Source organism: Streptococcus sp. FSL E2-3488 (assembly GCF_038003585.1).
GTDB lineage: Bacteria > Bacillota > Bacilli > Lactobacillales > Streptococcaceae > Streptococcus > Streptococcus thermophilus.
The window spans coordinates 1,270,523-1,294,188 of sequence record NZ_JBBOPL010000001.1 but is presented as its reverse complement, the minus strand read 5'-3'; the positions used below and the strand labels follow the sequence as shown (position 1 = coordinate 1,294,188).

The following is a 23,666-nucleotide window of genomic DNA, read 5'->3' as shown; positions in this document are numbered from 1 at the left end:
TTATCTTAGCTATTATACCAAATAACAAAATGACTCTCAAAAATTTACTGTCATAGAGTGTCATATTCCTTGACATATAGTTGACAAAATCTAGTTACGAAACAGAAATTATAACATTTTTTTGATATAATAGTAGCATGAATATATTGACGGTGAGTCCCTTTGCGGAGAAAAAAATCAAACAAGGGAAACAGCTTCTTTTAGCTGAAGATTTTCCAAATATAGCTGAAAATAATCAGTTGGTTTATCTTTATAGCCAATCCAAAGAATTTTTAGGAACAGGCTATTTGTCGAGTCAAAATAAGGGGATAGGTTGGTTTTTGTCCCCTAAAAAGCAACAATTGACAGTGACTTATTTTCAGGGGCTTTTTGAGAAGGCAAAAGCTAGACGTCAATCCTATTATGCTAATGATTTAACGACGGCTTTTCGTCTTTTTAACCAAGATGGTGATGATTTTGGTGGTCTAACGATTGATTTGTATGGAGACTATGCCCTCTTTTCGTGGTACAATGTCTTTATTTATTCCTTGAAGGATATTATTGTAGAGGCTTTCCAAACGGTCTTTCCTGAGGTTTTGGGGGGCTATGAAAAAATTCGCTTCAAGGGCCTTGATTTTGAGTCAGACCATCTTTATGGACAAGAGGCCGCTGATACCTTCACTATCTTGGAGAATGGGGTAACTTATGAAGTTTTTCTAAATGATGGGCTAATGACAGGGATTTTTCTTGACCAGCATGAGGTGCGTGATGGTTTGGTTAATGGTTTGGCCTTGGGCAAATCAGTTTTGAATATGTTCTCCTATACGGCAGCTTTTTCAGTTGCTGCAGCTATGGGGGGAGCGGTTGAAACGACATCGGTGGATTTGGCAAAACGTTCACGTGAGTTATCCACGGCTCATTTTGAAGCTAATGGCTTTAGTATGGAAAATCATCGTTTAGTTGTGATGGATGTTTTTGATTATTTTAAATATGCCAAGAAAAAGGGATTATTTTATGACCTTATCGTTATAGATCCGCCGTGCTTTGCTCGAAATAAGAAACGCACTTTCTCAGCAAATAAGGATTACCACAAGTTGATTGCGCAGAGTCTTGATATTCTATCAGAGTATGGGACAATTATTGCAAGTACCAATGCAGCTAATATGACAGTGCAACAGTTTAAAAAGCAACTGCGTAAGGGATTGGGAGATGTTTCAGCGGACTTTGTTAACTTGCAACAATTACCAGTGGATTTTGCCGTCAATCCTAATGATCCAACATCAAATTATTTGAAAGTATACACAATAAAGGTAAATAAATGAAAATTGTAGTTCCGATTATGCCGACTAGTTTAGAGGAAGCACAAGCGCTTGAGCTGTCTCGTTTTGAGGGGGCAGACATTATTGAATGGCGTGCAGATTTTTTAGATAAGCATAGTATCTTAACAGTTGCTCCAGCTATTTTTGAGAAATTCGCAGGCTTTGAAATTGTTTTTACCATTCGTACGACACGTGAAGGTGGTAAGATTGAGTTAACTGATGGGGAATATGTCACACTGATTAAGGATGTAGCTGCTATCTATTCACCAGATTATATTGATTTTGAGTATTTCACACGCAAGGAAGTCTTTGACCAGATGCTTGAATTTTCAAACTTGGTTTTGTCTTATCATAACTTTGAGGAGACACCTGAAAACCTTATGGAACTTTTATCTGAGATGACCAACTTGACGCCAAGAGTTGTTAAAGTAGCCGTTATGCCTAAGAATGAACAAGATGTCCTTGATCTTATGAATTTTACACGCGGCTTTAAGGCCTTTAACCCTGAACAAGAGTTTGTAACTATGTCAATGGGTAAGTTAGGTCGTTTGTCACGTTTGGCGGGAGACTTGGTGGGGTCATCATGGACTTTTGCTAGTCTTGACAATACCAGCGCACCGGGTCAAGTTGCTCTTGCGGATATGTGTAGGATTAGGGAGGTTTTGGATGCGGATTGATGGACACACACGCTTAGCAGCTGTTGTTGCCAGTCCTATCAAGCATTCAATTTCTCCTTTCATTCATAATTTAGCTTTCGAAAAAACACATGTTAATGGGGTTTATGTAGCTTGGGAAATTCCAGAGTCAGACCTGGCTGAGACAGTTGAAAATATTAGACGTTACAATATGTTCGGTATCAACTTGTCTATGCCATATAAGGAAAAGGTAATTCCATTTTTGGATGGTCTTAGTCCTGAAGCTCAACTGATTGGTGCAGTCAATACGGTTGTCAATCGTGATGGTCGTTTGATCGGCCATAATACAGATGGCTTTGGCTTTTTTGCTAGTTTAAAGAACTTTAATCCTAAGGATACTCATATTATGATTTTGGGGGCTGGTGGTGCGGCTAAATCTATTGTGACACAGGCAGTTCTTGATGGTGCAAAAAAAGTTAGTATCTATGTTCGGCCCCAATCCTTGGTCAAGGCAAAAGAAAACTTTAGAACCTTGCTTGATCAAACCGATTGCTATTTAGAATTTCATGATTTAACTGATGCTGACCACTTCCAAAAGGAATTAAGGCAAACCGATTTATTGGTCAATGCGACTAGTGTGGGTATGGATGGTGAGTCATTGCCCATTTCTATAGATACAAGATTCCCTAAGGAACTCTTAGTTGCGGATATCATTTACCAGCCTTTTGAAACACCTTTCTTGGCCTTGGCAAGGAAACAAGAGATAGAGGCTGTGAATGGACTAGGCATGTTACTTTATCAAGCAGCAGGTGCCTTTAAATTATGGACAGGCGAGAATATGCCAACAGGTGCTATTTGGCAGGAATTAGAAAACATATACAATAGCTAGGAGGGGTCGACGATGAAACTAGAGGTAAATTTAAAACAAAACCCTTATGACATTATCATTGAAAAGGGAGCTCTTAAAGGGGTAGGACAATGGGTCAAGTCACTTTGGGAACCACAAAAGATTGCGCTTATTACGGACAATCATGTGGGAGGCCTATATGCAGAAAAAGTTAAGCTTAGCTTGGAACACGAAGGTTTTGAGGTTGTCGTTTTTAATTTTCTAGAAGGTGAAGCGAGTAAAAATCTTAAGACTGTTAATAAGGCTTATGAGTTTTTGATTAAGAATGGCATGACTCGTAGTGATGGTATTGTCGCTCTTGGTGGTGGCGTTGTTGGAGACTTAGCAGGATTTGTCGCTTCAACCTATATGCGTGGAATTCATTTCGTTCAAGTTCCAACCAGTCTAACTGCCCAAGTAGATTCATCTATTGGTGGAAAGACAGGTGTGAATACTCCTTCTGCCAAAAATATCGTAGGAACTTTTGCTCAGCCTGATGGGGTTTTAATTGATCCTAATGTCCTTGAGACACTTGGTAAACGTGAATTGATTGAAGGCATGGGTGAGGTTGTCAAATATGGTTTGATTGACGATCCTGAACTTTGGCAGCTCCTTGATAACATTGATGGTTCGGTTCATAGTATTTTGGAAAACTCAGAGACCATCATTTACCGTTCATGTAACGTTAAGCGTAAAATTGTGGTTGAAGATGAGTTTGAAGGTGGCGTCCGTATGTACCTAAACTTTGGTCATACGATTGGGCATGCCGTCGAACAAACAGCTGGTTATGGTAAAGTTATGCATGGTGAAGCTGTGGCTATTGGAATGGTTCAGATTTCTCGTGTTGCTGAGAAAAAAAACCTAATGCCTCAGGGAATCACACGTCAAATTGCTGAGATGTGTGTGAAATTTGGTTTGCCAGTGGACTATGAACCATGGCGTGTTGAGGAGCTCTATACAGCCCTCACACATGACAAGAAAGCCCGTGGTAATAGTATTAAGACAGTTATAGTTCCAGAGATTGGTAAGGCAGCTATCAATCAGATTCCTTTAGTTGAAATGAAAGAGTACTTGGAGAAATAAATGAGATATTTAACAGCAGGTGAGTCTCACGGCCCACGTTTAACGGCAATTATCGAAGGTGTACCAGCTGGTCTTCCCTTGACCGCTGAAGATATCAATGGCGATTTGAAACGCCGCCAAGGTGGTTATGGTCGTGGTGGCCGCATGAAAATTGAGTCTGATAAGGTTGAAATCACTTCTGGTGTTCGTCATGGGAAAACAACAGGGGCTCCAATCACCCTCCATGTCATCAATAAGGACCATCAAAAATGGTTGGACATTATGGCTGTTGAAGATATTGAGGATCGTTTAAAAACTAAACGCAAAATCACCCATCCACGTCCAGGACATGCTGACTTGGTTGGTGGTATGAAATACCGTTTTGATGATTTGCGTAATTCGTTGGAGCGTTCCAGTGCGCGTGAAACAACTATGCGTGTGGCAGTGGGTGCTGTCGCTAAACGAATCTTGGCTGAGCTTGATATTGAAATTGCTAATCATGTGGTTGTCTTTGGTGGTAAGGAAATTGATGTGCCAGAGAATTTGACAGTTGCTCAAATCAAGGAATTGGCCCAACAGTCAGAAATTTCAGTTGTTAACCAAGAGCGTGAGCAAGAAATTAAAGATTACATTGACCAAATCAAAAAAGAGGGTGACACCATCGGTGGTGTCGTTGAAACGGTCGTTGGTGGTGTACCTGTAGGACTTGGTTCTTATGTGCAATGGGATACCAAGTTGGATGCCAAGATTGCTCAAGCAGTTGTTTCCATCAATGCCTTCAAGGGGGTCGAGTTTGGTCTTGGATTCAAAGATGGCTATCTCAGGGGCTCTCAAGTGATGGATGAGATCCTTTGGAATGAAGAGGATGGCTATACGCGTAGAACCAATAATCTCGGTGGTTTTGAAGGTGGAATGACAAATGGTCAACCAATTGTAGTCCGTGGGGTTATGAAGCCAATTCCAACTCTTTATAAACCACTAATGTCAGTAGATATTGAGACCCATGAGCCATACAAGGCAACGGTTGAGCGTTCAGATCCAACGGCCTTGCCTGCAGCAGGTGTCGTTATGGAATCAGTAGTCGCTACTGTCGTAGCTAATGAAATCTTGGATAAATTCTCTTCTGATAATTTGGAAGAGTTGAAAGAAGCGGTAGCACATCACCGTGACTATGTGAAAAACTTTTAAGCAGCATCAGTGAAAAGACGGGAGTAGGAATGAGTAAAAAAACTATTTATATTGCAGGATTGGGTCTGATTGGTGGCTCCCTGGCCTTAGGGATTAAAAGGGATCACCCTGATTATGAAATTCTTGGATATAATCGCTCTGACTATTCTCGAAATATTGCACTAGAACGTGGGATCGTTGACCGAGCAACAGGTGATTTTAAAGAGTTTGCCCCCCTTGCGGACGTCATTATCTTAGCAGTGCCAATCAAGCAAACGATGGCCTACTTGAAGGAGTTGGCTGATCTGGACCTTAAAGATAATGTCATCATAACAGATGCGGGCTCAACCAAGCGTGAAATCGTTGAGGCAGCGGAGCGTTATCTAACAGGCAAAAATGTTCAGTTTGTAGGTTCTCACCCGATGGCTGGTTCTCATAAATCAGGGGCTATTGCGGCCGACGTGACACTTTTTGAAAATGCTTACTATATTTTCACACCGACAAGTCTGACAAAAGAGACAACGATCCCTGAGCTTAAGGATATCTTGTCTGGCCTTAAGTCACGTTATGTTGAGATTGATGCAGCTGAACACGACCGGGTAACGAGTCAAATCAGTCATTTTCCACATCTTTTGGCTTCTGGTCTTATGGAGCAGGCAGCTGATTATGCTCAGGCTCACGAAATGACCAATCACTTTGCGGCTGGGGGGTTCCGAGATATGACCCGTATTGCTGAGAGTGAACCTGGGATGTGGGCTTCCATTCTCATGACTAATGGGCCTGCTGTTTTGGATCGTATTGAAGATTTCAAAAAACGTTTGGACCATGTGGCTGATTTGATTAAGGCTGAGGATGAGGGTGCTATTTGGGAGTTCTTTGACAACGGTCGTAAGAAGCGTAAAGAGATGGAAATTCATAAAAAGGGTGGCGTGGAAAGTGCCTTCGATATTTTTGTGGATGTGCCTGACCGTGAGGACGTTATCCTTAGCATTATGGAATTGTTGCGAGGAACGTCTTTGGTTAACCTTCGTATCAATGAAGAAAATCGTGAGGATATTCATGGTATCCTTCAAATTACTTTTAAAAATGAAAAAGATCGTAAACATGCTAAGACTGTTATTGAAGCCAATACAGACTATCATGTGGTGATCGCATAGGAGAATAAAATGAGAAATATTTATGATTTAGCAAATGAGTTGGAACGTGGCATCCGTGCCCTTCCTGAGTACAAAAACTTGGTAGAGAAAAAAGAAGCGATTGCAACTGATGCTGAGGCTAGCGCTCTTTTCAAAGAGTTTACGGATTTCCAAGAGGATTTCTATGCTAAAATGCAGGCTGGTACAATGCCAACAGCAGAAGAACAAGCAGCTGTTCAAGAATTGGGTCAAAAGGTAGAAGCTAACGCCCTTTTGAAAGAATACTTGACTGCGCAACAAAGTCTGTCTGTTTATTTGAATGATATTGAACGTATCATCTTCAAACCTTTGCAAGAATTGAATAACTAATAAGGGAGGCCTTTGTCAATTGGCAGGGCTTTTTCTGCATTAAAGGAGGTAAATTATGGCTCGTAAAATTGGAATTATTGGAATGGGAAATGTTGGTGCCGCGGTAGCTCATGGGGCTATTGCTCAGGGCTTAGCCGATAGTTATGTTTTTATTGATATTAATGAGAGGAAAGTTGAAGCAGATGCCCAGGATTTTAAGGATGCCATGGCCAATCTGGCCAACTATGCAAACATCGTGGTTAATGATTATGAAGCACTTAAAGATGCTGATGTTATCATCTCAGCTCTTGGAAATATTCAGCTACAGCACAATGCTGGTGAGGACCGTTTTGCTGAATTCCCATTTACCCGAGAGGCTGTTTATCAGGTTGCTCAGGAGCTAAAACAGTTGGATTTTAAAGGTATACTCTTGGTCATCTCAAATCCTGTAGATGCGGTGACAGCTCTCTATCAAGAATTCACAGGTTGGCCAAAGGAACGCGTGATTGGGACAGGGACTTTACTTGATACGGCTAGAATGAAGGCAGCAGTGGGAGAGGTTCTGGAAGTTAATCCCAAATCAGTATCAGGCTACAATCTTGGGGAACATGGCAACTCTCAATTTACAGCATGGAGTCAGGTTAAGGTGAAAGGTCAAGATATTACAGCTTTAACGAGTGAAGAGGAGCGTCAAAATCTCTTTATGGCTTCTATGAAGGGGGGGCACAAGGTTTTTTATGGTAAGGGTTATACTTCATACGGTATTGCCAGTGCTGCCCTTCGTTTGGTGGCAATTATCCTCTCTGACGCTCAAGAAGAGGTGACAGTATCTAGCTATCAAGAAATCTATCAGACTTATCTTGGCTATCCAGTTATTTTAGGACGTCAAGGTGTGGAAGCCCCTGTCCACTTGACTTTGTCGGCTGAGGAAAAACATCTTTTGCAGGACTCTGCTGACTTAATTCGGAACCGTGTTCAAGAGTCAGTTGCCTTTTTGAAAGAAAAGTATGGCAACACAATCTAGTGAATATTTTGACAATTCAGTATATGGTTGGGCTTTCAAATATGGTATAATGAGGATAACAATAAAATTTTTAGGAGTAACCTATGAAACTAGAAACCAAGGCTCAAGGTCTTCGTGGCAGCTTGCGTATCCCTGGTGACAAGTCCATCAGTCACCGTTCGATTATGTTCGGTAGTCTTGCCAAAGGCGTGACAACTGTTCGTGATATTTTACGAGGTGAAGACGTTCTCTCAACTATGCAGGTCTTTCGTGATTTAGGTGTGACTATTGAAGATGATGGTGATGTGGTACGTATTCACGGTGTTGGTTTTGACGGTCTCAAGGCTCCTCAAAACAAGCTGGATATGGGCAACTCTGGAACATCGATTCGTTTGATTTCAGGTGTACTTGCCGGTCAAGATTTTGATGTGGAAATGTTTGGGGATGACTCCCTTTCAAAACGCCCTATGGACCGTGTCACTATTCCTTTACGTCAGATGGGTGTAGAGGTGTCAGGACAAACTGACCGTGATTTGCCACCATTGAAAATGCACGGCAGCAAGTCCCTTAAACCTATTTATTACGAATTGCCAGTGGCCTCTGCTCAGGTTAAGTCTGCCCTTATTTTTGCGGCCCTTCAAGCTGATGGTGAGTCTGTCATCATTGAAAAGGAAAAAACACGTAATCATACGGAAGATATGATTCAGCAGTTTGGTGGTCAGCTTCAAGTAGAAGGCAAGGAAATTCGTATTTCTGGTGGGCAGACCTTTACTGCTCAAGAAGTTGTGGTTCCAGGGGATATTTCTTCAGCCGCTTTTTGGTTGGTAGCAGGACTCGTGGTGCCAAACTCTAAGATTGTCTTGAAAAATGTTGGTATTAATGAGACACGTACCGGAATCATTGATGTTATCAAGGATATGGGTGGTAAGATAAAACTTTCAGATATTGACCAAGTTGCTAAATCTGCGACCATTACGGTTGAAACTTCAGAACTTAAAGGAACCGAAATTGGCGGTGACATCATTCCACGTTTGATTGATGAACTTCCGATTATCACACTCTTGGCGACACAAGCTCAAGGTAAGACGGTGATTCGTGATGCTGAAGAGCTCAAGGTCAAAGAGACTGATCGTATTCAGGTGGTAGCAGATGCCTTGAATGCTATGGGTGCTGATATTGTTCCAACTGAGGATGGTATGATTATCACTGGGAAGACGCCTCTTCACGGGGCAGAGGTCAATACCTTTGGTGACCACAGGATTGGTATGATGACAGCCATTGCTGCCCTCTTGGTTCAAGATGGCGAAGTTGACTTGCAACGTGCGGAAGCTATCAATACGAGCTACCCAAGCTTCTTTAGTGATTTGGAAGGATTACTGCATGGCTAAGGTTTTATTGGGCTTTATGGGAGTTGGTAAGAGTTCCGTCGCCCCATACCTGAATGGTCGTTTCGTAGATATGGATCAGGTCATCGAAGATAAAATTGGAATGTCCATTACTGATTTCTTTGCCAAAGAAGGCGAAGCAAGTTTTCGTCAGATTGAGTCTGAGACTCTGGAAGAACTCCTTCAAGAGGGAGATGATGTTATCATCTCTACTGGTGGTGGTGTCGTTGTGACGGAGTGCAATCGTAAACTTTTGAAGAAAAATCGTAAGCATAACGTATGGCTTCACTCTTCTTTTGATGTGGTCTATAATCGTATTAAAAAGGATATCAAAAATCAACGCCCCCTCTTTCTCAATCATTCTAAAGAGGAATTCAAGGCCATTTATGATGGTCGAATGGCCCTCTATAAAGGTTTGGCAGATCTGGTTGTCACTGTTGATAATCGGACGCCAGAAGAAGTAGCAAGGTTTATCAAATGTATGTAGGTTATTTGGGCCCCAGTGGGTCGTTTACGCACAATGCAGCCTTAAAGGCATTTCCTGAGGCAAGCTTGGTTTCTCTAGGTACCATTACTGAAGTTATCAAGTCATATGAAGAGGGACGTGTGGATTACGCAGTTATTCCTGTGGAAAATTCCATTGAGGGATCCGTTCATGAGAGTTTAGACTATCTCTTCCACCAGGCAGACATTCGTGCTGTGGCCGAGATTGTTCAACCCATCAAGCAACAGTTAATGGCTAGCAAACACCATGCAAAGATTGAAAAAATTTTCTCACATCCACAAGCGATTGCTCAAGGGAAAAAGTATATTAAAGATCATTTTCCACATGCTAAAATTGAGACAACAGCCAGTACAGCCTTTGCGGCTCGCTATGTCGCAGATAATCCTGACCAGCCTTATGCTGCAATCGCTCCGCATGCAGCTGCCAAGGAATACGGTCTCGAAATTTTAGCTAAGGATATTCAGGAAATTGAGAAGAATTATACCCGTTTCTGGTTATTAGGGAGCACTGTTCCTGAAATTCCGCTCAATCAGATTAATTGTAAATTAACGCTTGCCTTAACTCTACCTGACAATATGCCAGGTGCACTTTACAAGGCTTTATCGACCTTTGCCTGGCGAGGCATTGACTTGACCAAGATTGAAAGCCGTCCTTTAAAGACGGTACTTGGCGAGTACTTCTTCATTATTGATTGTGATTATACAAAGAAAAAGTTGGCTCATTTCGCTCTTGAAGAGCTAACTGCAGTTGGAATTGGATATAAAATCTTTGGAGCTTACCAAGTCTATCAAATTTAAAGGGAAATCTTATGACCAAATCTAACGATGTGCCATTTACGTATTATGAACGGTTACGTTACAGCTATCTTTTAAAAAATCTTGCCCGCCTTAATGGACAGCAGGCTTCGGAATTCAATTATCTACAAGGAAAGTTGGATGCCTATGAAGCTGAACGTTCCTACGAGAGGTATCAAGGTCAAAGAGCTGACTATCAAGAAGCATGGCGCCAACCTTATGATAATCGTTCAAATTATTATCAGGAGCCTGATTATGAGGATGTCAACCAGCTAACAGAGGAAGGTCTGCCTGTCTATCGAGAGGAAGCGCCTCAACTAAAACCTAAGCGAAAAAAGGTTCAAAGACGAGTGCCCCCTTCAGTAATATCGGAACCAAAGTCCAATCCGCATTCAACAAAGAAAACGCGACATAAGAAAAAAAGAAAACTCAAGAAGGTTGTTAAACTGGTATTCAGATGCTTGAGTCTTGGGATTGTGTTCTTAGTGCTAGCAATGGCCTATCAATTTTACAAAGGAACTGACCTTTCTGCTGCTGGTAACAATGGTAAAGCCTATCGACCGGCCTTAGTCGAAACCTTTAACGGTAAAGACACTAAGGATGGGGTGAATATCCTTATTTTGGGTTCTGACCAACGAGTCAGCCAAAAATCTACCGATGCCAGAACAGACTCTATTATAGTTGTCAATGTGGGCAATAAGGAAGGCAAAATCAAGATGGTAAGCTTTATGCGTGACACCTTGGTTAATATTAAGGGCGCTTCAGAGACAGACTATTCTCAGGATCTGAAACTCAATACTGCCTTCAATATTGGTGAGCAAAACAATCATCAAGGAGCAGAGCTTATGCGACAGACGCTCAAACGAAATTTTGACATTGATATCAAGTACTATGCCATGGTCGACTTTGAGACCTTTGCGACAGGTATTGATACCCTGTTCCCAGATGGCGTGAAAATCAATGCCAAATTCTCCACTATTGATGGTAAAAAAGTATCTTCGGTCCAAGTTCCAGATGATTTGAGGATGGAAAAGGATGGGAATGTTCCGAATCAAACCATTAAAGTCGGTAAGCAACAGATGGATGGACGAACTCTTCTTAATTACGCTCGTTTCCGTAAGGACGATGAAGGGGATTATGGGCGTACCAAGCGGCAACAACAAGTGATGCAAGCTATTATGAAGCAAGTTAAAAATCCTATTAGTCTTTTCAAGGGTCCTGAGGCTTTAGGAAAAGTATACTCACTGACTTCAACCAATATGAGCATGACGGAAATGTTGGATTTGGGTCTTTCAAATGCTGGTAGTTTTAAACATGGGATCAATTCTCAAACCATTCCTTCAGATGGTGATTGGATTGACAGCTATGATTTATATGGTGGTCAAGGGATTGAAATTGATTTTGATAACTATCAGTCAAAATTAAAAGAACTAGGATTTAGATAAGAAAACAAAGCAGGTTCACACCGAACCTGCTTGTTTTTTGGTATTAAGAGCTTGTATAAGCGCCTTGTATAAGAGTTTTAGAAAATGATAGAGCAAATAGGTCATGATGACAAGAACGAAGACGAACTCTACCTTATAAACCAATTGGGTAGCTGGATTGACTAGTCCAAGACTAGTAGTGGCTGCCCTAAAAGCATTGACACTATTGACCAAGGGAAAGCTGAAAGCTGCAAAAAGTGGCATAAAGCCTTTTTTAACCAGTCTTACGAAGAGATTAAGAGCATAGAAAAAGAATGCTTGCGAGAATAAGAGTAGGGCAAGTAAAATAATAGTTGCAGGTCTTTGATTACTCTTGATTGAGCTGGTAATGAGAAGGGCCAGAGGTGCTGCTAAAATGGCAAGTATAGGTCGATAGAGGTGAGGGATGGCTATCTGTCTCATTCTCCACAAAACAAGTGGAAAGAGGGCTAGTGTCGCCAGTCCCGTTAGTCCCAGAATAAGTCCCTTGATGCTAGTTGGAACACTAGCTGGTACTGTCACAAGACTGATAGCAGGTCCAACGTAGATCACGAACCAGCTTGGAAAGACTTGGTTCAAAGATAGTGGGTGCATAAAACGCAGACTGAAAAAAATAATATAGGCAATATAAAGTCCAAGGAGCCCAACCCAAGTCACACTTAAGCCTATTTGAGCTAGTGGAAGGCGGCTGGCAAAGAGAAAGGCAGCCATAAAGTAGCTAGCAAAGGCCGAAGCAATGACTGGATTGTGCAAATCTTCCCTTACTTTTTCAAAGCCAAGAATCAAGCGTCCTAGTATAAGCATAAAACCTATACTTGCCAGAAACCAAATGCCCTGAGCAATCAGGGCATAGTGGTTTATTTGATTGGATAAACTAAAGAGGGCAAGAACTAGACTAGATAGGGCCAAGGGAATTTTCTTAAAAAATACCTTCATTGTTCTACCGGCCTTTCTAGCTAGCTGCAAGAATGTGACGAAGCTGTACCGCACTCGGAGATACAATTGGAAGGAAGACGCCTTCATTCCAACGACGGATAAAGCTTGACTCTGATTCTTTCAAATAGCCACGACCACCACTAGCCTGAAGTTCGAGGAGCAGACTGTTGGCTACGACATCGACAATATCGATACGCAATTGGAAAAGTTCACGTGGTTTTTCAATGAAATAATTAGCATCATTAAGACCCGCAAAGAGTTGGTCTTGAATAGCAAGAAGATTTCCACGTGTTGCTTCAAATTCCTCACGAAGAACGCTACGGTTACTGTTTAGACTAGCTTCAACCTCATCAAGAGAACGTTGTGCCAAACCAAAGGCAAGACCAAATTGGAAACCAAGGAAGTTCGGACGTGTTTTGGCAATATAGTCTGCACCTTCTTTTGAAAGGACCCAATTAGGATCTAACTTAACGTGATCAAAAGTAAGAGAGGCAGTGTTAGCACCTTGAAGGGAAACAAATTCCAAATCTTCAGAACGGCTGAGGCCTTCAGCTTCAGATGGAATGGTGATAATCCAAGGTTGGCTACCGTCTTTAAAGTCAGCAGCAAAGAGAGCAGCGAATTTATCAGAACGAAGGTTAGTTACCCAAGGCAAACGACCATCAAGATAGTAGTCATCACCTTCTTGGCTGATAGTAACATTCAATTCTTCAATATCAGATAAGAATTTGACGGCGTTAGACAAACCGGTACCACCAGCACGCTCACCGGTATATAATTCTTTCAACCATGTTTCACGAGGGTAAGCATTGTCGCTAGCTAAGATATACTCGATGAAAGTACGGTGTCCCCAAGAAATAAAGGAAGCTGTCAAAGAGTGTTGTGCCAATTCATTAAGCACATCAACAACGTGAGTAGGACCACCACCTAGGCCATTAAACTCAGCAGGTACGCCGATCTTAAAGACGTCGTTTTCAGCAATTTTTTCAAGAAGTTGGTCCGCAATTGGTCCAGACTCTTGGTCAATATGGTCAGCGTTGGTGTCCAACCAAGTAAGGAATTCTTTTGAAAAACGTGACATAGGCTTAGATCCTCCTCTAGTTTATCGTTTGGTTTTGAATTAAGCGAATTCTTGAAGTTCAGGGTTAATCGGTGTTTGTGCGAGATTGTTAGCGTAGTTACACAAGCTAGCAAGGCTGACACCCAAGATAACGTCAAGGGCATTTTGAGCAGTGTAGCCAGCTTCCAAGAAGTCATTGTAGGCTTCGTCACCAACAGCACCTTTAGTATTGATTACGGCAATAGTGAATTTAGCAAGGGTATCAAGTTTTGGATCGTCTTCGATTGGTGTACGGTTACGAAGGGCTTCCAAAAGTTGAGGTGCCATTTGGATTTGCTTGATTGAAAAGGCTGTGTGACCTGCCACACAGAAGGCACATCCGTTAGTAACAGCAGCTGTAATTTGAACAACCTCACGTTCAGTTGGTGTCAATGAATTGCGACGGTTGATTTCACCGACAGTACGGTAAGCTTCAAGCGCAGTTGGCGCATTAGCAAGGAGACCAATCAAGTTTGGAATGAATCCCCCATTGGCATCTTTGACTGTTTGAAGGACGTCTTTAACTTCTTCTGGTGCAGTTTCGATTGTATGAATGGTAATATCTGGCATGATTTCTATTCTCCTTTAGATAGAAACGACATCTAGCAAGTTGCTGAGTCGTTTAATTTTTTGTCATGGACCTATGATAGCACGGTATGACTTTTCTGTAAAATTTATATTATTTATGGCTAGTCATAAATTTGATTTATATGTGCTATAATGGAGGGTAGTAAAAGGCCTTTGAAGGTATATTTAGGCCCCCTAAAAGTAAAGAAAGTTGAATTATGTTAAATAAAAACGATATTGTAGAAGTTGAAATTGTCGATTTGACACATGAAGGATCAGGCGTAGCCAAGGTCGACGGCTTTGTCTTTTTCGTGGATAATGCCCTACCGGGTGAAGTCATCAGAATGCGTGTGCTTAAGCTTAAGAAGAATATCGGTTTTGGTAAGGTTGAGGAGTATGTGACCCTTTCACCAAGTCGTAATCAGGATATTAATGCTACTTATCTTCATTCAGGAATTGCTGATTTTGGGCATATGACTTACACTGAGCAGCTTAAGTTCAAGCGTAAACAAGTCGTCGATAACCTCTATAAGACAGCCGGTATCTCGGACGTAGAAGTTGCTGAAACACTAGGTATGGAAACACCTTACGCCTACCGTAATAAGGCGCAGGTGCCCGTTCGCCGTGTTAAAGGTCAGCTTGAAACAGGTTTCTACCGCAAGAATTCGCACGACTTGATTCCAATTGAAGATTTCCTCATTCAAGACAAGGAAATTGATAAACTCATTGTCTTTGTCCGTGACCTTCTCCGTCGTTATGACCTCAAACCTTATGATGAGAAGGAGCAGACAGGTTTGATTCGTCATTTGGTAGTTCGTCGTGGTCATTATTCAGGTCAGATGATGTTGGTCTTTGTAACGACCAAACCAAAAGTTTTCCGTATTGGCCAAGTCATTACTAAGATTACGGAAGCCTTTCCAAGTATTGTTTCAATCATTCAAAACATCAACGATAAGAACACTAACGCCATCTTTGGTAAGGAGTTCCGCACCCTTTATGGCCAAGACACCATCACAGACAGTATGTTGGGCAATGACTATGAGATCTCTGCCCAGTCTTTCTATCAGGTTAACACTGAGATGGCTGAAAAACTCTATCAAACAGCTATTGACTTCTCAGATCTAAACAGCGACAGCATTGTTATTGATGCCTATTCAGGAATCGGGACAATCGGTTTGTCATTTGCAAAACAGGTCAAGGAAGTCTACGGCGTTGAAGTTATCGAAACAGCTGTTGAAGATGCCAAGAAAAATGCAGAACGCAACGGCATTACAAATGCCCACTATGTGGCTGACTCAGCTGAAAATGCCATGGCCAAGTGGAGCAAGGATGGCATCAAACCAGACGTCATCATTGTGGATCCACCACGTAAGGGCTTGACTGAAAGCTTCATCAAAGCCAGCGTCGCCATGCAACCTGAGAAGATTACCTATGTCTCATGTAACCCAGCAACCATGGCGCGTGATATCAAACTTTATCAAGACTTGGGCTATGAATTGAAGAAAGTCCAGCCGGTTGATTTATTTCCGCAGACGCATCACATCGAGTGTGTAGGTCTACTCACTCGTGTGGAACGGTGATATAATAAGGTTTTGAGCAGCTCGGGGGAATCCTCGGATTGCCCTTTTTCCGTGTAAAAATGACTTTTTCATGGCGAACCGTAGAGTTGACAGAAATGTTATGGAGCCTTGAGTTGACGGGTTTTACACCGTAGAGTTGATAGCTTAGATGATTTTGGTAACGGTTACGTGATATAATATATTATCGAAATTCCATGGGAGACAAGGTTATGAAGCAGATTTTTATATTCTCAGATTCACAAAAAGATAATATTTCATATTTTGAACGTGAGCCGGCAATGCTAGTTTCCATGAATCGCAGTGACTTGCCTTATCTAAAAGAACAAGACTTTGCGAGTCATACAGCTATCTATGTTTTAATTGGTGGAAATAAACGCTACGTGGGGCAAGCTGCAGGCCAAACCATTTATCAACGGTTATATCAACACTTTTCTAAAGAAGATAAGAAGTGGGTTGAGTCAGTTTTATTTTTCTCCAGAACAGATGGGAAACTATCAAAAGCTGATACCGATTATTTGGAGAAGCGACTCATTCAAGATTTCACTGAGAAATCAGATTACCAAATGATGAATTCAACTATTGGAAACAAATCTTATATTGGGAAGCTTTCAAAAGCCCAGTCAGATCAATTGTATGAGACTGTTTTTGAGATCATTGATGATATTGCAAATATTGATCTGTTTGGTGTTTCAGAGGGTGAATTAACGAATGAGGTTAGTCCATCAGATATGTTTGAAATTCAATATGATGGTCATACACTACAATCAAAGTCTGCAAGAGGTCTGTTTGTTGATTTCGTAAAATCAATGCTTGTCGACGATAAATACAAACAACAGATAGAAGAGTTAATAGCGCCAAATGCACCAACTGCTGGAGTCGTTTTAGGTAGAAAAGTTTCAACTTATAATGGCAGACCAATTTCAGCAGAAGTGGCTCCAGGTGTATGGCTATTCACAAATTTTTCAAGAAAAGATACTAAAAATAAGCTTGAAAAGTTAACTAAGCAGCTAGGAATTTCAGCTAAAATTAATTGGAAATAATGACGGGTGCACTCTGGTGAATGATTCCCTAGAGTGCCTTTTTATCACTCAAAACTCCAAAAAAGTACATAATAAGTTTAAAACGGTTAATTATAAAGTGGCATTCTGTGATATAACAATTCTATATTTATAGAATAATATTCCACTTTTGTGGACGGAGGAACTACATGGGTTTTAGTTATGAACGACTGTGGGAGTTAACGTTGAAAAGGAGAATTAACAAAACATCTTTGAGAGATATGGCTGGGATTACAAATTCGACATTATCTAGATTATCTAAAGATGAGACTGTTTCTATGGAGGCACTTGCAAGGCTATGTGAAGCACTTCAATGTCAACTAGAAGAGATTATTGAATATAAACTTGAAAATAAGGATAGGGTTGAATGATGTGCTATTTGGGAAATAAGACAAAATTGTTAACTTTTATTGAGAAAGTTATTGACAAATATAAAATTGAGGGAGAAACCTTTGCAGACTTATTTGCAGGAACTGGTTCGATAGGAGATTACTTTAAAGGGAAATATACGGTTTATTCAAATGACTATATGTATTTTTCTAAAGTAATAAGTGAAGCAAAGCTTTCGAATTTTAAGACACCAGATTTTAAAGAGTTTCACAAGAAGTATGGAGTAAGTCCATTTGAATGGCTGAATAAAAAACAGTATAAAACGGAAAAAAGTTATTTTACCTATAATAACTACACACCTCTCGCTGATAGAATGTATTTTACGGAAGATAACACATTGAATATTGATGGAATGAGACTTGATATAGAAGAGTTGTTCCATGAAGGCTATATTTCAAAAGCAGAGTATTCGTATTTGTTAGCATCATTATTAGATTGAATTGCTAGATGCTCTTATAGATTTCTTCTTAAGATTTGAAAAAAGAGTGAGATAGATAACCCTAAATTTGTCGAGGTAATACCTTTAACGATGACTTTATACTATCGTTAAAAGGTTAAGTGGATATATTCCCACATAAGAAACCAAACTGAAAAACTATCAGTACTTAAATGAGGTCGTCATCAAGGGGGAGATGCTCTTCATTGTCTCCTCTCTCATGGAGCTTTTTCCCCTTTGTGAACTTGCTGGGAGTAGAGATATCGACGATATCATCTATAATCGAGGCATCAGTGGTTTGAATACGGATGAATTTGTCCAGCATATCCATTCCCTGCTTTTGGATTTGAGACCGACTAAGGTTTTCAGCAATATCGGTACTAATGATATAACCGAGGAGACTTATGGAAATCAGTGGTTCCACCATATGACGGCGTTCACCTATATGCCAATGCCTACTTAAAGGTCTATGAATCTCTTGAACCCTACCTATTGGATTAAAAAAATATGAGAGAATTTCCAGTTCTTACTCGCTTTTTTCCCTTGATTACAGTACAATAGACGTCAAAAGTGAAAAATTGAAATGAGGTATCCCTATGTGGAAATGGTTTAAGCGACTCCTTATCCTCGTCATTGTGCTCTTTTTGGCAGTGGTGGCTCTACTTATTCCGGACAATATCGATAGTCAAGACCAATTAAAAAATGTATCAACACAAACATCTCTTGTTGATTTAGCCCAGGCTGGTATCGGTGGGGCATCCCTCTCATCAGGTGGCCTTTCAACCGAGATTAATCTTGATAGTAATCAGTTTCGTCAAGTCCTAAAAGCAAGCATAGCTGAATCTAATGATGAGACCTTGCAAAACAGTACCGTAGAGTTGAATGATTCCTATCTAACAGCTAAGGTTCCCGTATCTCTTGGCCCTATCGAATCAACATTTAGCCTTGATTTTACGGTCAGCACTAACAAGGAAGTCATCCTACTAGATTTGGTAGGTGCCCACTTGGGTCGTCTTCCAGTTCCAAAATCACTGGTTCTGCCTTATCTCAAGAAGAGCATTGCCCAGTCTAGTAGTGGTGTTCGCATGGTTAACAACCAGATCCAGATCAAGCTTCCTGAAATAGGATACGAGATTGACCAAGCCACAGTTACCAACGGTAAGATGAAGGTGAAGCTTAATATTCCGATTTCCTTGCCAACAAGTTAGTAGTTTAAAATCATTTGTTCAAAAATAAAATCCAAAACCAAGTCTAAACTGACTTGGTTTTTTACATGAGCAAAGTCGTTAGAGGGAGGACTACTTATATTTTTTCTAGGTTTCGGAATGAAGTGAATAACGTTGTTTAGATAAAAATGATATTAAATTGATTTTTTAAAACATAGATTATAGCGTTTACAAAAAAGTTGCGAATTTTCAGATACTAGTTTATAATATTAGAAAAAAGCATAAGGGGATTATTAAATGAGTGACTTAGTTTTAGGACTTGATATCGGTATAGGTTCTGTTGGTGTAGGTATCCTTAACAAAGTGACAGGAGAAATTATCCATAAAAACTCACGCATCTTCCCAGCAGCTCAAGCGGAAAATAACCTAGTACGTAGAACGAATCGTCAAGGAAGACGCTTGACACGACGTAAAAAACATCGTAGAGTTCGTTTAAATCGTCTATTTGAGGAAAGTGGATTAATCACCGATTTTACGAAGATTTCAATTAATCTTAACCCATATCAATTACGAGTTAAGGGCTTGACCGATGAATTGTCTAATGAAGAACTGTTTATCGCTCTTAAAAATATGGTGAAACACCGTGGGATTAGTTACCTCGATGATGCTAGTGATGACGGAAATTCACCAGTAGGAGACTATGCACAAATTGTTAAGGAAAATAGTAAACAATTAGAAACTAAGACACCGGGACAGATACAGTTGGAACGCTACCAAACATATGGTCAATTACGTGGTGATTTTACTGTTGAGAAAGATGGCAAAAAACATCGCTTGATTAATGTCTTTCCAACATCAGCTTATCGTTCAGAAGCCTTAAGGATACTGCAAACTCAACAAGAATTTAATCCACAGATTACAGATGAATTTGTTAATCGTTATCTCGAAATTTTAACTGGAAAACGGAAATATTATCATGGACCCGGAAATGAAAAGTCACGGACTGATTATGGTCGTTACAGAACGAATGGAGAAACTTTAGACAATATTTTTGGAATTCTAATTGGGAAATGTACATTTTATCCAGAAGAGTTTAGAGCAGCAAAAGCTTCCTACACGGCTCAAGAATTCAATTTGCTAAATGATTTGAACAATCTAACAGTTCCTACTGAAACCAAAAAGTTGAGCAAAGAACAGAAGAATCAAATCATTAATTATGTCAAAAATGAAAAGGCAATGGGGCCAGCGAAACTTTTTAAATATATCGCTAAGTTACTTTCTTGTGATGTTGCAGATATCAAGGGATACCGTATCGACAAATCAGGTAAGGCTGAGATTCATACTTTCGAAGCCTATCGAAAAATGAAAACGCTTGAAACCTTAGATATTGAGCAAATGGATAGAGAAACGCTTGATAAATTAGCCTATGTCTTAACATTAAACACTGAGAGGGAAGGTATTCAAGAAGCCTTAGAACATGAATTTGCTGATGGTAGCTTTAGCCAGAAGCAAGTTGACGAATTGGTTCAATTCCGCAAAGCAAATAGTTCCATTTTTGGAAAAGGATGGCATAATTTTTCTGTCAAACTGATGATGGAGTTAATTCCAGAATTGTATGAGACGTCAGAAGAGCAAATGACTATCCTGACACGACTTGGAAAACAAAAAACGACTTCGTCTTCAAATAAAACAAAATATATAGATGAAAAACTATTAACTGAAGAAATCTATAATCCTGTTGTTGCTAAGTCTGTTCGCCAGGCTATAAAAATCGTAAATGCGGCGATTAAAGAATACGGAGACTTTGACAATATTGTCATCGAAATGGCTCGTGAAACAAATGAAGATGATGAAAAGAAAGCTATTCAAAAGATTCAAAAAGCCAACAAAGATGAAAAAGATGCAGCAATGCTTAAGGCTGCTAACCAATATAATGGAAAGGCTGAATTACCACATAGTGTTTTCCACGGTCATAAGCAATTAGCGACTAAAATCCGCCTTTGGCATCAGCAAGGAGAACGTTGCCTTTATACTGGTAAGACAATCTCAATCCATGATTTGATAAATAATCCTAATCAGTTTGAAGTAGATCATATTTTACCTCTTTCTATCACATTCGATGATAGCCTTGCAAATAAGGTTTTGGTTTATGCAACTGCTAACCAAGAAAAAGGACAACGAACACCTTATCAGGCTTTAGATAGTATGGATGATGCGTGGTCTTTCCGTGAATTAAAAGCTTTTGTACGTGAGTCAAAAACACTTTCGAACAAGAAAAAAGAATACCTCCTCACAGAAGAAGATATTTCAAAGTTTGATGTTCGAAAGAAATTTATTGAACGAAATCTTGTAGATACAAGATACGCTTCAAGAGTTGTCCTCAATGCCCTTCAAGAACACTTTAGAGCTCACAAGATTGATACAAAAGTTTCCGTGGTTCGTGGCCAATTTACATCTCAATTGAGACGCCATTGGGGAATTGAGAAGACTCGTGATACTTATCATCACCATGCTGTCGATGCATTGATTATTGCCGCCTCAAGTCAGTTGAATTTGTGGAAAAAACAAAAGAATACCCTTGTAAGTTATTCAGAAGACCAACTCCTTGATATTGAAACAGGTGAACTTATTAGTGATGATGAGTACAAGGAATCTGTGTTCAAAGCCCCTTATCAACATTTTGTTGATACATTGAAGAGTAAAGAATTTGAAGACAGTATCTTATTCTCTTATCAAGTGGATTCTAAGTTTAATCGTAAAATATCAGATGCCACTATTTATGCGACAAGACAGGCTAAAGTAGGAAAAGATAAGGCGGATGAAACTTATGTCTTAGGGAAAATCAAAGATATTTATACTCAGGATGGTTATGATGCCTTTATGAAGATTTATAAGAAGGATAAGTCAAAATTCCTCATGTATCGTCACGACCCACAAACCTTTGAGAAAGTTATCGAGCCAATTTTAGAGAACTATCCTAATAAGGAAATGAATGAAAAAGGGAAAGAAGTACCATGTAATCCTTTCCTAAAATATAAAGAAGAACATGGCTATATTCGTAAATATAGTAAAAAAGGCAATGGTCCTGAAATCAAGAGTCTTAAATACTATGATAGTAAGCTAGGCAATCATATTGATATTACTCCGAAGGACAGTAACAATAAAGTTGTCTTACAGTCAGTTTCTCCATGGAGAGCGGATGTCTATTTCAATAAGACTACTGGAAAATACGAAATCCTCGGATTGAAATATGCTGATTTACAATTTGAAAAAGGGACAGGAACATATAAGATTTCCCAGGAAAAATACAATGACATTAAGAAAAAAGAGGGTGTAGATTCTGATTCAGAATTCAAGTTTACACTTTATAAAAATGATTTGTTACTCGTTAAAGATACAGAAACAAAAGAACAACAGCTTTTCCGTTTTCTTTCTCGAACTATGCCTAAACAAAAGCATTATGTTGAATTAAAACCTTATGATAAACAGAAATTTGAAGGAGGTGAGGCGTTAATTAAAGTGTTGGGTAACGTTGCTAATAGTGGTCAATGCAAAAAAGGGCTAGGAAAATCAAATATTTCTATTTATAAGGTAAGAACAGATGTCCTAGGAAATCAGCATATCATCAAAAATGAGGGTGATAAGCCTAAGCTAGATTTTTAATATTAATTGTTAGAAAGTGTTGCAATTATAGTTATCATATACTATAATAATAGTGTAAGGGACGCCTTACACAGTTACTTAAATCTTGCAGAAGCTACAAAGATAAGGCTTCATGCCGAAATCAACACCCTGTCATTTTATGGCAGGGTGTTTTCGTTATTTAAAGAGGAGAAGAAATGACTTGGAGAGTTGTACATGTCAGTCAAAGCGAGAAGATGCGCTTAAAGCTTGATAACTTATTAGTGCAAAAGATGGGACAAGAGTTTACGGTGCCACTAAGTGATATTTCGATAATCGTTGCAGAAGGTGGGGATACAGTTGTTACCCTTCGTCTATTAAGTGCCTTAAGTAAATATAATATTGCTTTAGTTGTTTGCGATAACGAACATTTACCAACAGGAATTTATCACTCACAAAATGGGCACTTTAGAGCGTACAAGCGCTTGAAAGAACAGCTGGATTGGTCTCAGAAACAAAAGGACAAGGCATGGCAGATTGTAACTTATTATAAAATCAATAACCAAGAGGATGTTCTAGCCATGTTTGAAAAAAGTCTGGACAACATTAGATTACTTTCAGACTATAAAGAGCAGATAGAACCTGGTGATAGAACGAATAGAGAAGGACATGCTGCCAAGGTCTACTTTAATGAGCTCTTTGGTAAACAATTTGTCAGAGTAACTCAGAAAGAAGCTGATGTCATCAATGCTGGTTTAAACTATGGCTATGCTATCATGAGGGCTCAGATGGCTAGAATAGTGGCGGGTTATGGTTTAAATGGCCTATTAGGAATCTTCCATAAAAATGAATACAATCAGTTTAATTTGGTTGACGATTTGATGGAGCCATTTAGACAGATTGTAGATGTTTGGGTATATGATAATCTACGAGATCAGGAATTCCTTAAGTATGAGTATAGGTTGGGATTGACAGATTTACTCAATGCTAAAATCAAATATGGCAAAGAGACTTGCTCAGTGACAGTTGCTATGGACAAATATGTCAAAGGCTTTATCAAATATATTTCGGAAAAAGATAGTAGTAAATTTCACTGCCCAGTGGTATCAAGTTTAGAGTGGAGAAAATAAG

The 23,666-nt window shown here is 39.8% G+C and carries 23 protein-coding genes; 19 read left to right on the top strand and 4 right to left on the bottom strand.

Features of this window, described 5'->3' with window-relative positions:
* Nucleotides 1-137 precede the first annotated feature (137 nt).
* The 12 genes from MHH90_RS06625 (at nt 138) to MHH90_RS06570 (ending at nt 11,664) form a co-directional block, all read left to right on the top strand.
* Entirely contained in the window at nt 138-1,301 is a 1,164-nt protein-coding gene (locus MHH90_RS06625) for a class I SAM-dependent rRNA methyltransferase (RefSeq protein WP_024009810.1), read from the top strand.
* Entirely contained in the window at nt 1,298-1,975 is a 678-nt protein-coding gene (aroD, locus tag MHH90_RS06620) for a type I 3-dehydroquinate dehydratase (RefSeq protein WP_002947238.1), read from the top strand. The genes MHH90_RS06625 and aroD overlap by 4 nt, the downstream gene beginning before the upstream one ends.
* Complete coding sequence (locus MHH90_RS06615; RefSeq protein ID WP_011680943.1) at nt 1,965-2,822, top strand: shikimate dehydrogenase; 858 nt, start codon at nt 1,965-1,967, stop codon at nt 2,820-2,822. Before aroD ends, MHH90_RS06615 begins: the two co-directional genes overlap by 11 nt.
* Before the next feature lie 12 nt (nt 2,823-2,834).
* Nucleotides 2,835-3,902 (top strand): 3-dehydroquinate synthase, encoded by a 1,068-nt coding sequence (gene aroB / locus MHH90_RS06610; protein ID WP_011680944.1) that lies wholly within the window; start codon nt 2,835-2,837, stop codon nt 3,900-3,902.
* A complete protein-coding gene (gene aroC, locus MHH90_RS06605) occupies nt 3,903-5,069 on the top strand; it encodes a chorismate synthase (protein WP_011225712.1) in 1,167 nt (388 codons plus the stop codon). It abuts the gene before it with no gap.
* A gap of 29 nt (nt 5,070-5,098) precedes the next feature.
* Nucleotides 5,099-6,205, top strand: a complete 1,107-nt coding sequence (locus MHH90_RS06600; protein ID WP_340725857.1) for a prephenate dehydrogenase — start codon at nt 5,099-5,101, stop codon at nt 6,203-6,205.
* Between the two features lie 9 nt (nt 6,206-6,214).
* Complete coding sequence (locus MHH90_RS06595) at nt 6,215-6,553, top strand: YlbF/YmcA family competence regulator (protein ID WP_002947244.1); 339 nt, start codon at nt 6,215-6,217, stop codon at nt 6,551-6,553.
* A gap of 55 nt (nt 6,554-6,608) precedes the next feature.
* Nucleotides 6,609-7,556: an L-lactate dehydrogenase gene (locus MHH90_RS06590; RefSeq protein WP_011680946.1), complete on the top strand. Its 948-nt coding sequence runs from the start codon at nt 6,609-6,611 to the stop codon at nt 7,554-7,556.
* 83 nt (nt 7,557-7,639) lie between these two features.
* Nucleotides 7,640-8,923 (top strand): 3-phosphoshikimate 1-carboxyvinyltransferase, encoded by a 1,284-nt coding sequence (aroA, locus tag MHH90_RS06585; RefSeq protein WP_011227019.1) that lies wholly within the window; start codon nt 7,640-7,642, stop codon nt 8,921-8,923.
* Nucleotides 8,916-9,407 (top strand): shikimate kinase, encoded by a 492-nt coding sequence (locus MHH90_RS06580; protein WP_002950265.1) that lies wholly within the window; start codon nt 8,916-8,918, stop codon nt 9,405-9,407. Before aroA ends, MHH90_RS06580 begins: the two co-directional genes overlap by 8 nt.
* Nucleotides 9,398-10,222 carry a prephenate dehydratase gene (pheA, locus tag MHH90_RS06575; RefSeq protein WP_340725855.1) on the top strand — a complete coding sequence of 275 codons (825 nt, stop codon included), beginning with the start codon at nt 9,398-9,400 and terminating at the stop codon, nt 10,220-10,222. The genes MHH90_RS06580 and pheA overlap by 10 nt, the downstream gene beginning before the upstream one ends.
* A gap of 11 nt (nt 10,223-10,233) precedes the next feature.
* Nucleotides 10,234-11,664, top strand: a complete 1,431-nt coding sequence (locus MHH90_RS06570; protein WP_084828661.1) for an LCP family protein — start codon at nt 10,234-10,236, stop codon at nt 11,662-11,664.
* 15 nt (nt 11,665-11,679) lie between these two features.
* On the opposite strand, the gene MHH90_RS06565 is transcribed toward MHH90_RS06570, so the two are convergent.
* Genes MHH90_RS06565 through MHH90_RS06555 form a run of 3 tightly spaced genes read right to left on the bottom strand, consistent with a single transcriptional unit; the run spans nt 11,680 to nt 14,287 of the window.
* Nucleotides 11,680-12,618, bottom strand: a complete 939-nt coding sequence (locus MHH90_RS06565; protein WP_024704033.1) for an SLAC1 family transporter — start codon at nt 12,616-12,618, stop codon at nt 11,680-11,682.
* A gap of 16 nt (nt 12,619-12,634) precedes the next feature.
* Entirely contained in the window at nt 12,635-13,699 is a 1,065-nt protein-coding gene (locus tag MHH90_RS06560; protein WP_011680950.1) for an acyl-CoA dehydrogenase family protein, read from the bottom strand.
* Between the two features lie 39 nt (nt 13,700-13,738).
* Complete coding sequence (locus MHH90_RS06555; RefSeq protein WP_014608130.1) at nt 13,739-14,287, bottom strand: carboxymuconolactone decarboxylase family protein; 549 nt, start codon at nt 14,285-14,287, stop codon at nt 13,739-13,741.
* A gap of 215 nt (nt 14,288-14,502) precedes the next feature.
* Between MHH90_RS06555 and rlmD the strand changes: the two genes are divergently transcribed.
* The 4 genes from rlmD to MHH90_RS06535 all read left to right on the top strand — a co-directional run bounded on the left by rlmD (nt 14,503) and on the right by MHH90_RS06535 (nt 17,751).
* Nucleotides 14,503-15,864: a 23S rRNA (uracil(1939)-C(5))-methyltransferase RlmD gene (gene rlmD, locus MHH90_RS06550; RefSeq protein ID WP_113870398.1), complete on the top strand. Its 1,362-nt coding sequence runs from the start codon at nt 14,503-14,505 to the stop codon at nt 15,862-15,864.
* A gap of 209 nt (nt 15,865-16,073) precedes the next feature.
* Complete coding sequence (locus MHH90_RS06545) at nt 16,074-16,904, top strand: GIY-YIG nuclease family protein (protein ID WP_064355498.1); 831 nt, start codon at nt 16,074-16,076, stop codon at nt 16,902-16,904.
* A 167-nt stretch (nt 16,905-17,071) separates the two neighbouring features.
* Nucleotides 17,072-17,293 carry a helix-turn-helix domain-containing protein gene (locus MHH90_RS06540; RefSeq protein ID WP_011680955.1) on the top strand — a complete coding sequence of 74 codons (222 nt, stop codon included), beginning with the start codon at nt 17,072-17,074 and terminating at the stop codon, nt 17,291-17,293.
* Nucleotides 17,293-17,751, top strand: coding sequence for a DNA adenine methylase (locus tag MHH90_RS06535; protein ID WP_084831248.1), 459 nt, complete (start codon nt 17,293-17,295; stop codon nt 17,749-17,751). Before MHH90_RS06540 ends, MHH90_RS06535 begins: the two co-directional genes overlap by 1 nt.
* Before the next feature lie 166 nt (nt 17,752-17,917).
* Here MHH90_RS06535 and MHH90_RS06530 read toward each other — a convergent pair whose 3' ends face one another.
* Complete coding sequence (locus MHH90_RS06530; RefSeq protein ID WP_113870397.1) at nt 17,918-18,175, bottom strand: hypothetical protein; 258 nt, start codon at nt 18,173-18,175, stop codon at nt 17,918-17,920.
* A 169-nt stretch (nt 18,176-18,344) separates the two neighbouring features.
* Here MHH90_RS06530 and MHH90_RS06525 point away from each other — a divergent pair, with 169 nt between their 5' ends.
* The 3 genes from MHH90_RS06525 to cas1 all read left to right on the top strand — a co-directional run bounded on the left by MHH90_RS06525 (nt 18,345) and on the right by cas1 (nt 23,665).
* Entirely contained in the window at nt 18,345-18,956 is a 612-nt protein-coding gene (locus tag MHH90_RS06525) for a hypothetical protein (protein WP_024704046.1), read from the top strand.
* A gap of 255 nt (nt 18,957-19,211) precedes the next feature.
* Complete coding sequence (gene cas9 / locus MHH90_RS06520; RefSeq protein WP_340725853.1) at nt 19,212-22,577, top strand: type II CRISPR RNA-guided endonuclease Cas9; 3,366 nt, start codon at nt 19,212-19,214, stop codon at nt 22,575-22,577.
* Between the two features lie 176 nt (nt 22,578-22,753).
* Nucleotides 22,754-23,665, top strand: a complete 912-nt coding sequence (cas1, locus tag MHH90_RS06515; RefSeq protein WP_002950323.1) for a type II CRISPR-associated endonuclease Cas1 — start codon at nt 22,754-22,756, stop codon at nt 23,663-23,665.
* Nucleotide 23,666 lies beyond the last annotated feature (1 nt).

Bases quoted from the DNA above. Each gene is read 5' to 3' on its own strand.
- MHH90_RS06625 (WP_024009810.1), top strand. From the start codon at position 138: ATGAATATATTGACGGTGAGTCCCTTTGCGGAGAAAAAAATCAAACAA.
- aroD (WP_002947238.1), top strand. From the start codon at position 1,298: ATGAAAATTGTAGTTCCGATTATGCCGACTAGTTTAGAGGAAGCACAA.
- MHH90_RS06615 (WP_011680943.1), top strand. From the start codon at position 1,965: ATGCGGATTGATGGACACACACGCTTAGCAGCTGTTGTTGCCAGTCCT.
- aroB (WP_011680944.1), top strand. From the start codon at position 2,835: ATGAAACTAGAGGTAAATTTAAAACAAAACCCTTATGACATTATCATT.
- aroC (WP_011225712.1), top strand. From the start codon at position 3,903: ATGAGATATTTAACAGCAGGTGAGTCTCACGGCCCACGTTTAACGGCA.
- MHH90_RS06600 (WP_340725857.1), top strand. From the start codon at position 5,099: ATGAGTAAAAAAACTATTTATATTGCAGGATTGGGTCTGATTGGTGGC.
- MHH90_RS06595 (WP_002947244.1), top strand. From the start codon at position 6,215: ATGAGAAATATTTATGATTTAGCAAATGAGTTGGAACGTGGCATCCGT.
- MHH90_RS06590 (WP_011680946.1), top strand. From the start codon at position 6,609: ATGGCTCGTAAAATTGGAATTATTGGAATGGGAAATGTTGGTGCCGCG.
- aroA (WP_011227019.1), top strand. From the start codon at position 7,640: ATGAAACTAGAAACCAAGGCTCAAGGTCTTCGTGGCAGCTTGCGTATC.
- MHH90_RS06580 (WP_002950265.1), top strand. From the start codon at position 8,916: ATGGCTAAGGTTTTATTGGGCTTTATGGGAGTTGGTAAGAGTTCCGTC.
- pheA (WP_340725855.1), top strand. From the start codon at position 9,398: ATGTATGTAGGTTATTTGGGCCCCAGTGGGTCGTTTACGCACAATGCA.
- MHH90_RS06570 (WP_084828661.1), top strand. From the start codon at position 10,234: ATGACCAAATCTAACGATGTGCCATTTACGTATTATGAACGGTTACGT.
- MHH90_RS06565 (WP_024704033.1), bottom strand. From the start codon at position 12,618: ATGAAGGTATTTTTTAAGAAAATTCCCTTGGCCCTATCTAGTCTAGTT.
- MHH90_RS06560 (WP_011680950.1), bottom strand. From the start codon at position 13,699: ATGTCACGTTTTTCAAAAGAATTCCTTACTTGGTTGGACACCAACGCT.
- MHH90_RS06555 (WP_014608130.1), bottom strand. From the start codon at position 14,287: ATGCCAGATATTACCATTCATACAATCGAAACTGCACCAGAAGAAGTT.
- rlmD (WP_113870398.1), top strand. From the start codon at position 14,503: ATGTTAAATAAAAACGATATTGTAGAAGTTGAAATTGTCGATTTGACA.
- MHH90_RS06545 (WP_064355498.1), top strand. From the start codon at position 16,074: ATGAAGCAGATTTTTATATTCTCAGATTCACAAAAAGATAATATTTCA.
- MHH90_RS06540 (WP_011680955.1), top strand. From the start codon at position 17,072: ATGGGTTTTAGTTATGAACGACTGTGGGAGTTAACGTTGAAAAGGAGA.
- MHH90_RS06535 (WP_084831248.1), top strand. From the start codon at position 17,293: ATGTGCTATTTGGGAAATAAGACAAAATTGTTAACTTTTATTGAGAAA.
- MHH90_RS06530 (WP_113870397.1), bottom strand. From the start codon at position 18,175: ATGGTGGAACCACTGATTTCCATAAGTCTCCTCGGTTATATCATTAGT.
- MHH90_RS06525 (WP_024704046.1), top strand. From the start codon at position 18,345: ATGTGGAAATGGTTTAAGCGACTCCTTATCCTCGTCATTGTGCTCTTT.
- cas9 (WP_340725853.1), top strand. From the start codon at position 19,212: ATGAGTGACTTAGTTTTAGGACTTGATATCGGTATAGGTTCTGTTGGT.
- cas1 (WP_002950323.1), top strand. From the start codon at position 22,754: ATGACTTGGAGAGTTGTACATGTCAGTCAAAGCGAGAAGATGCGCTTA.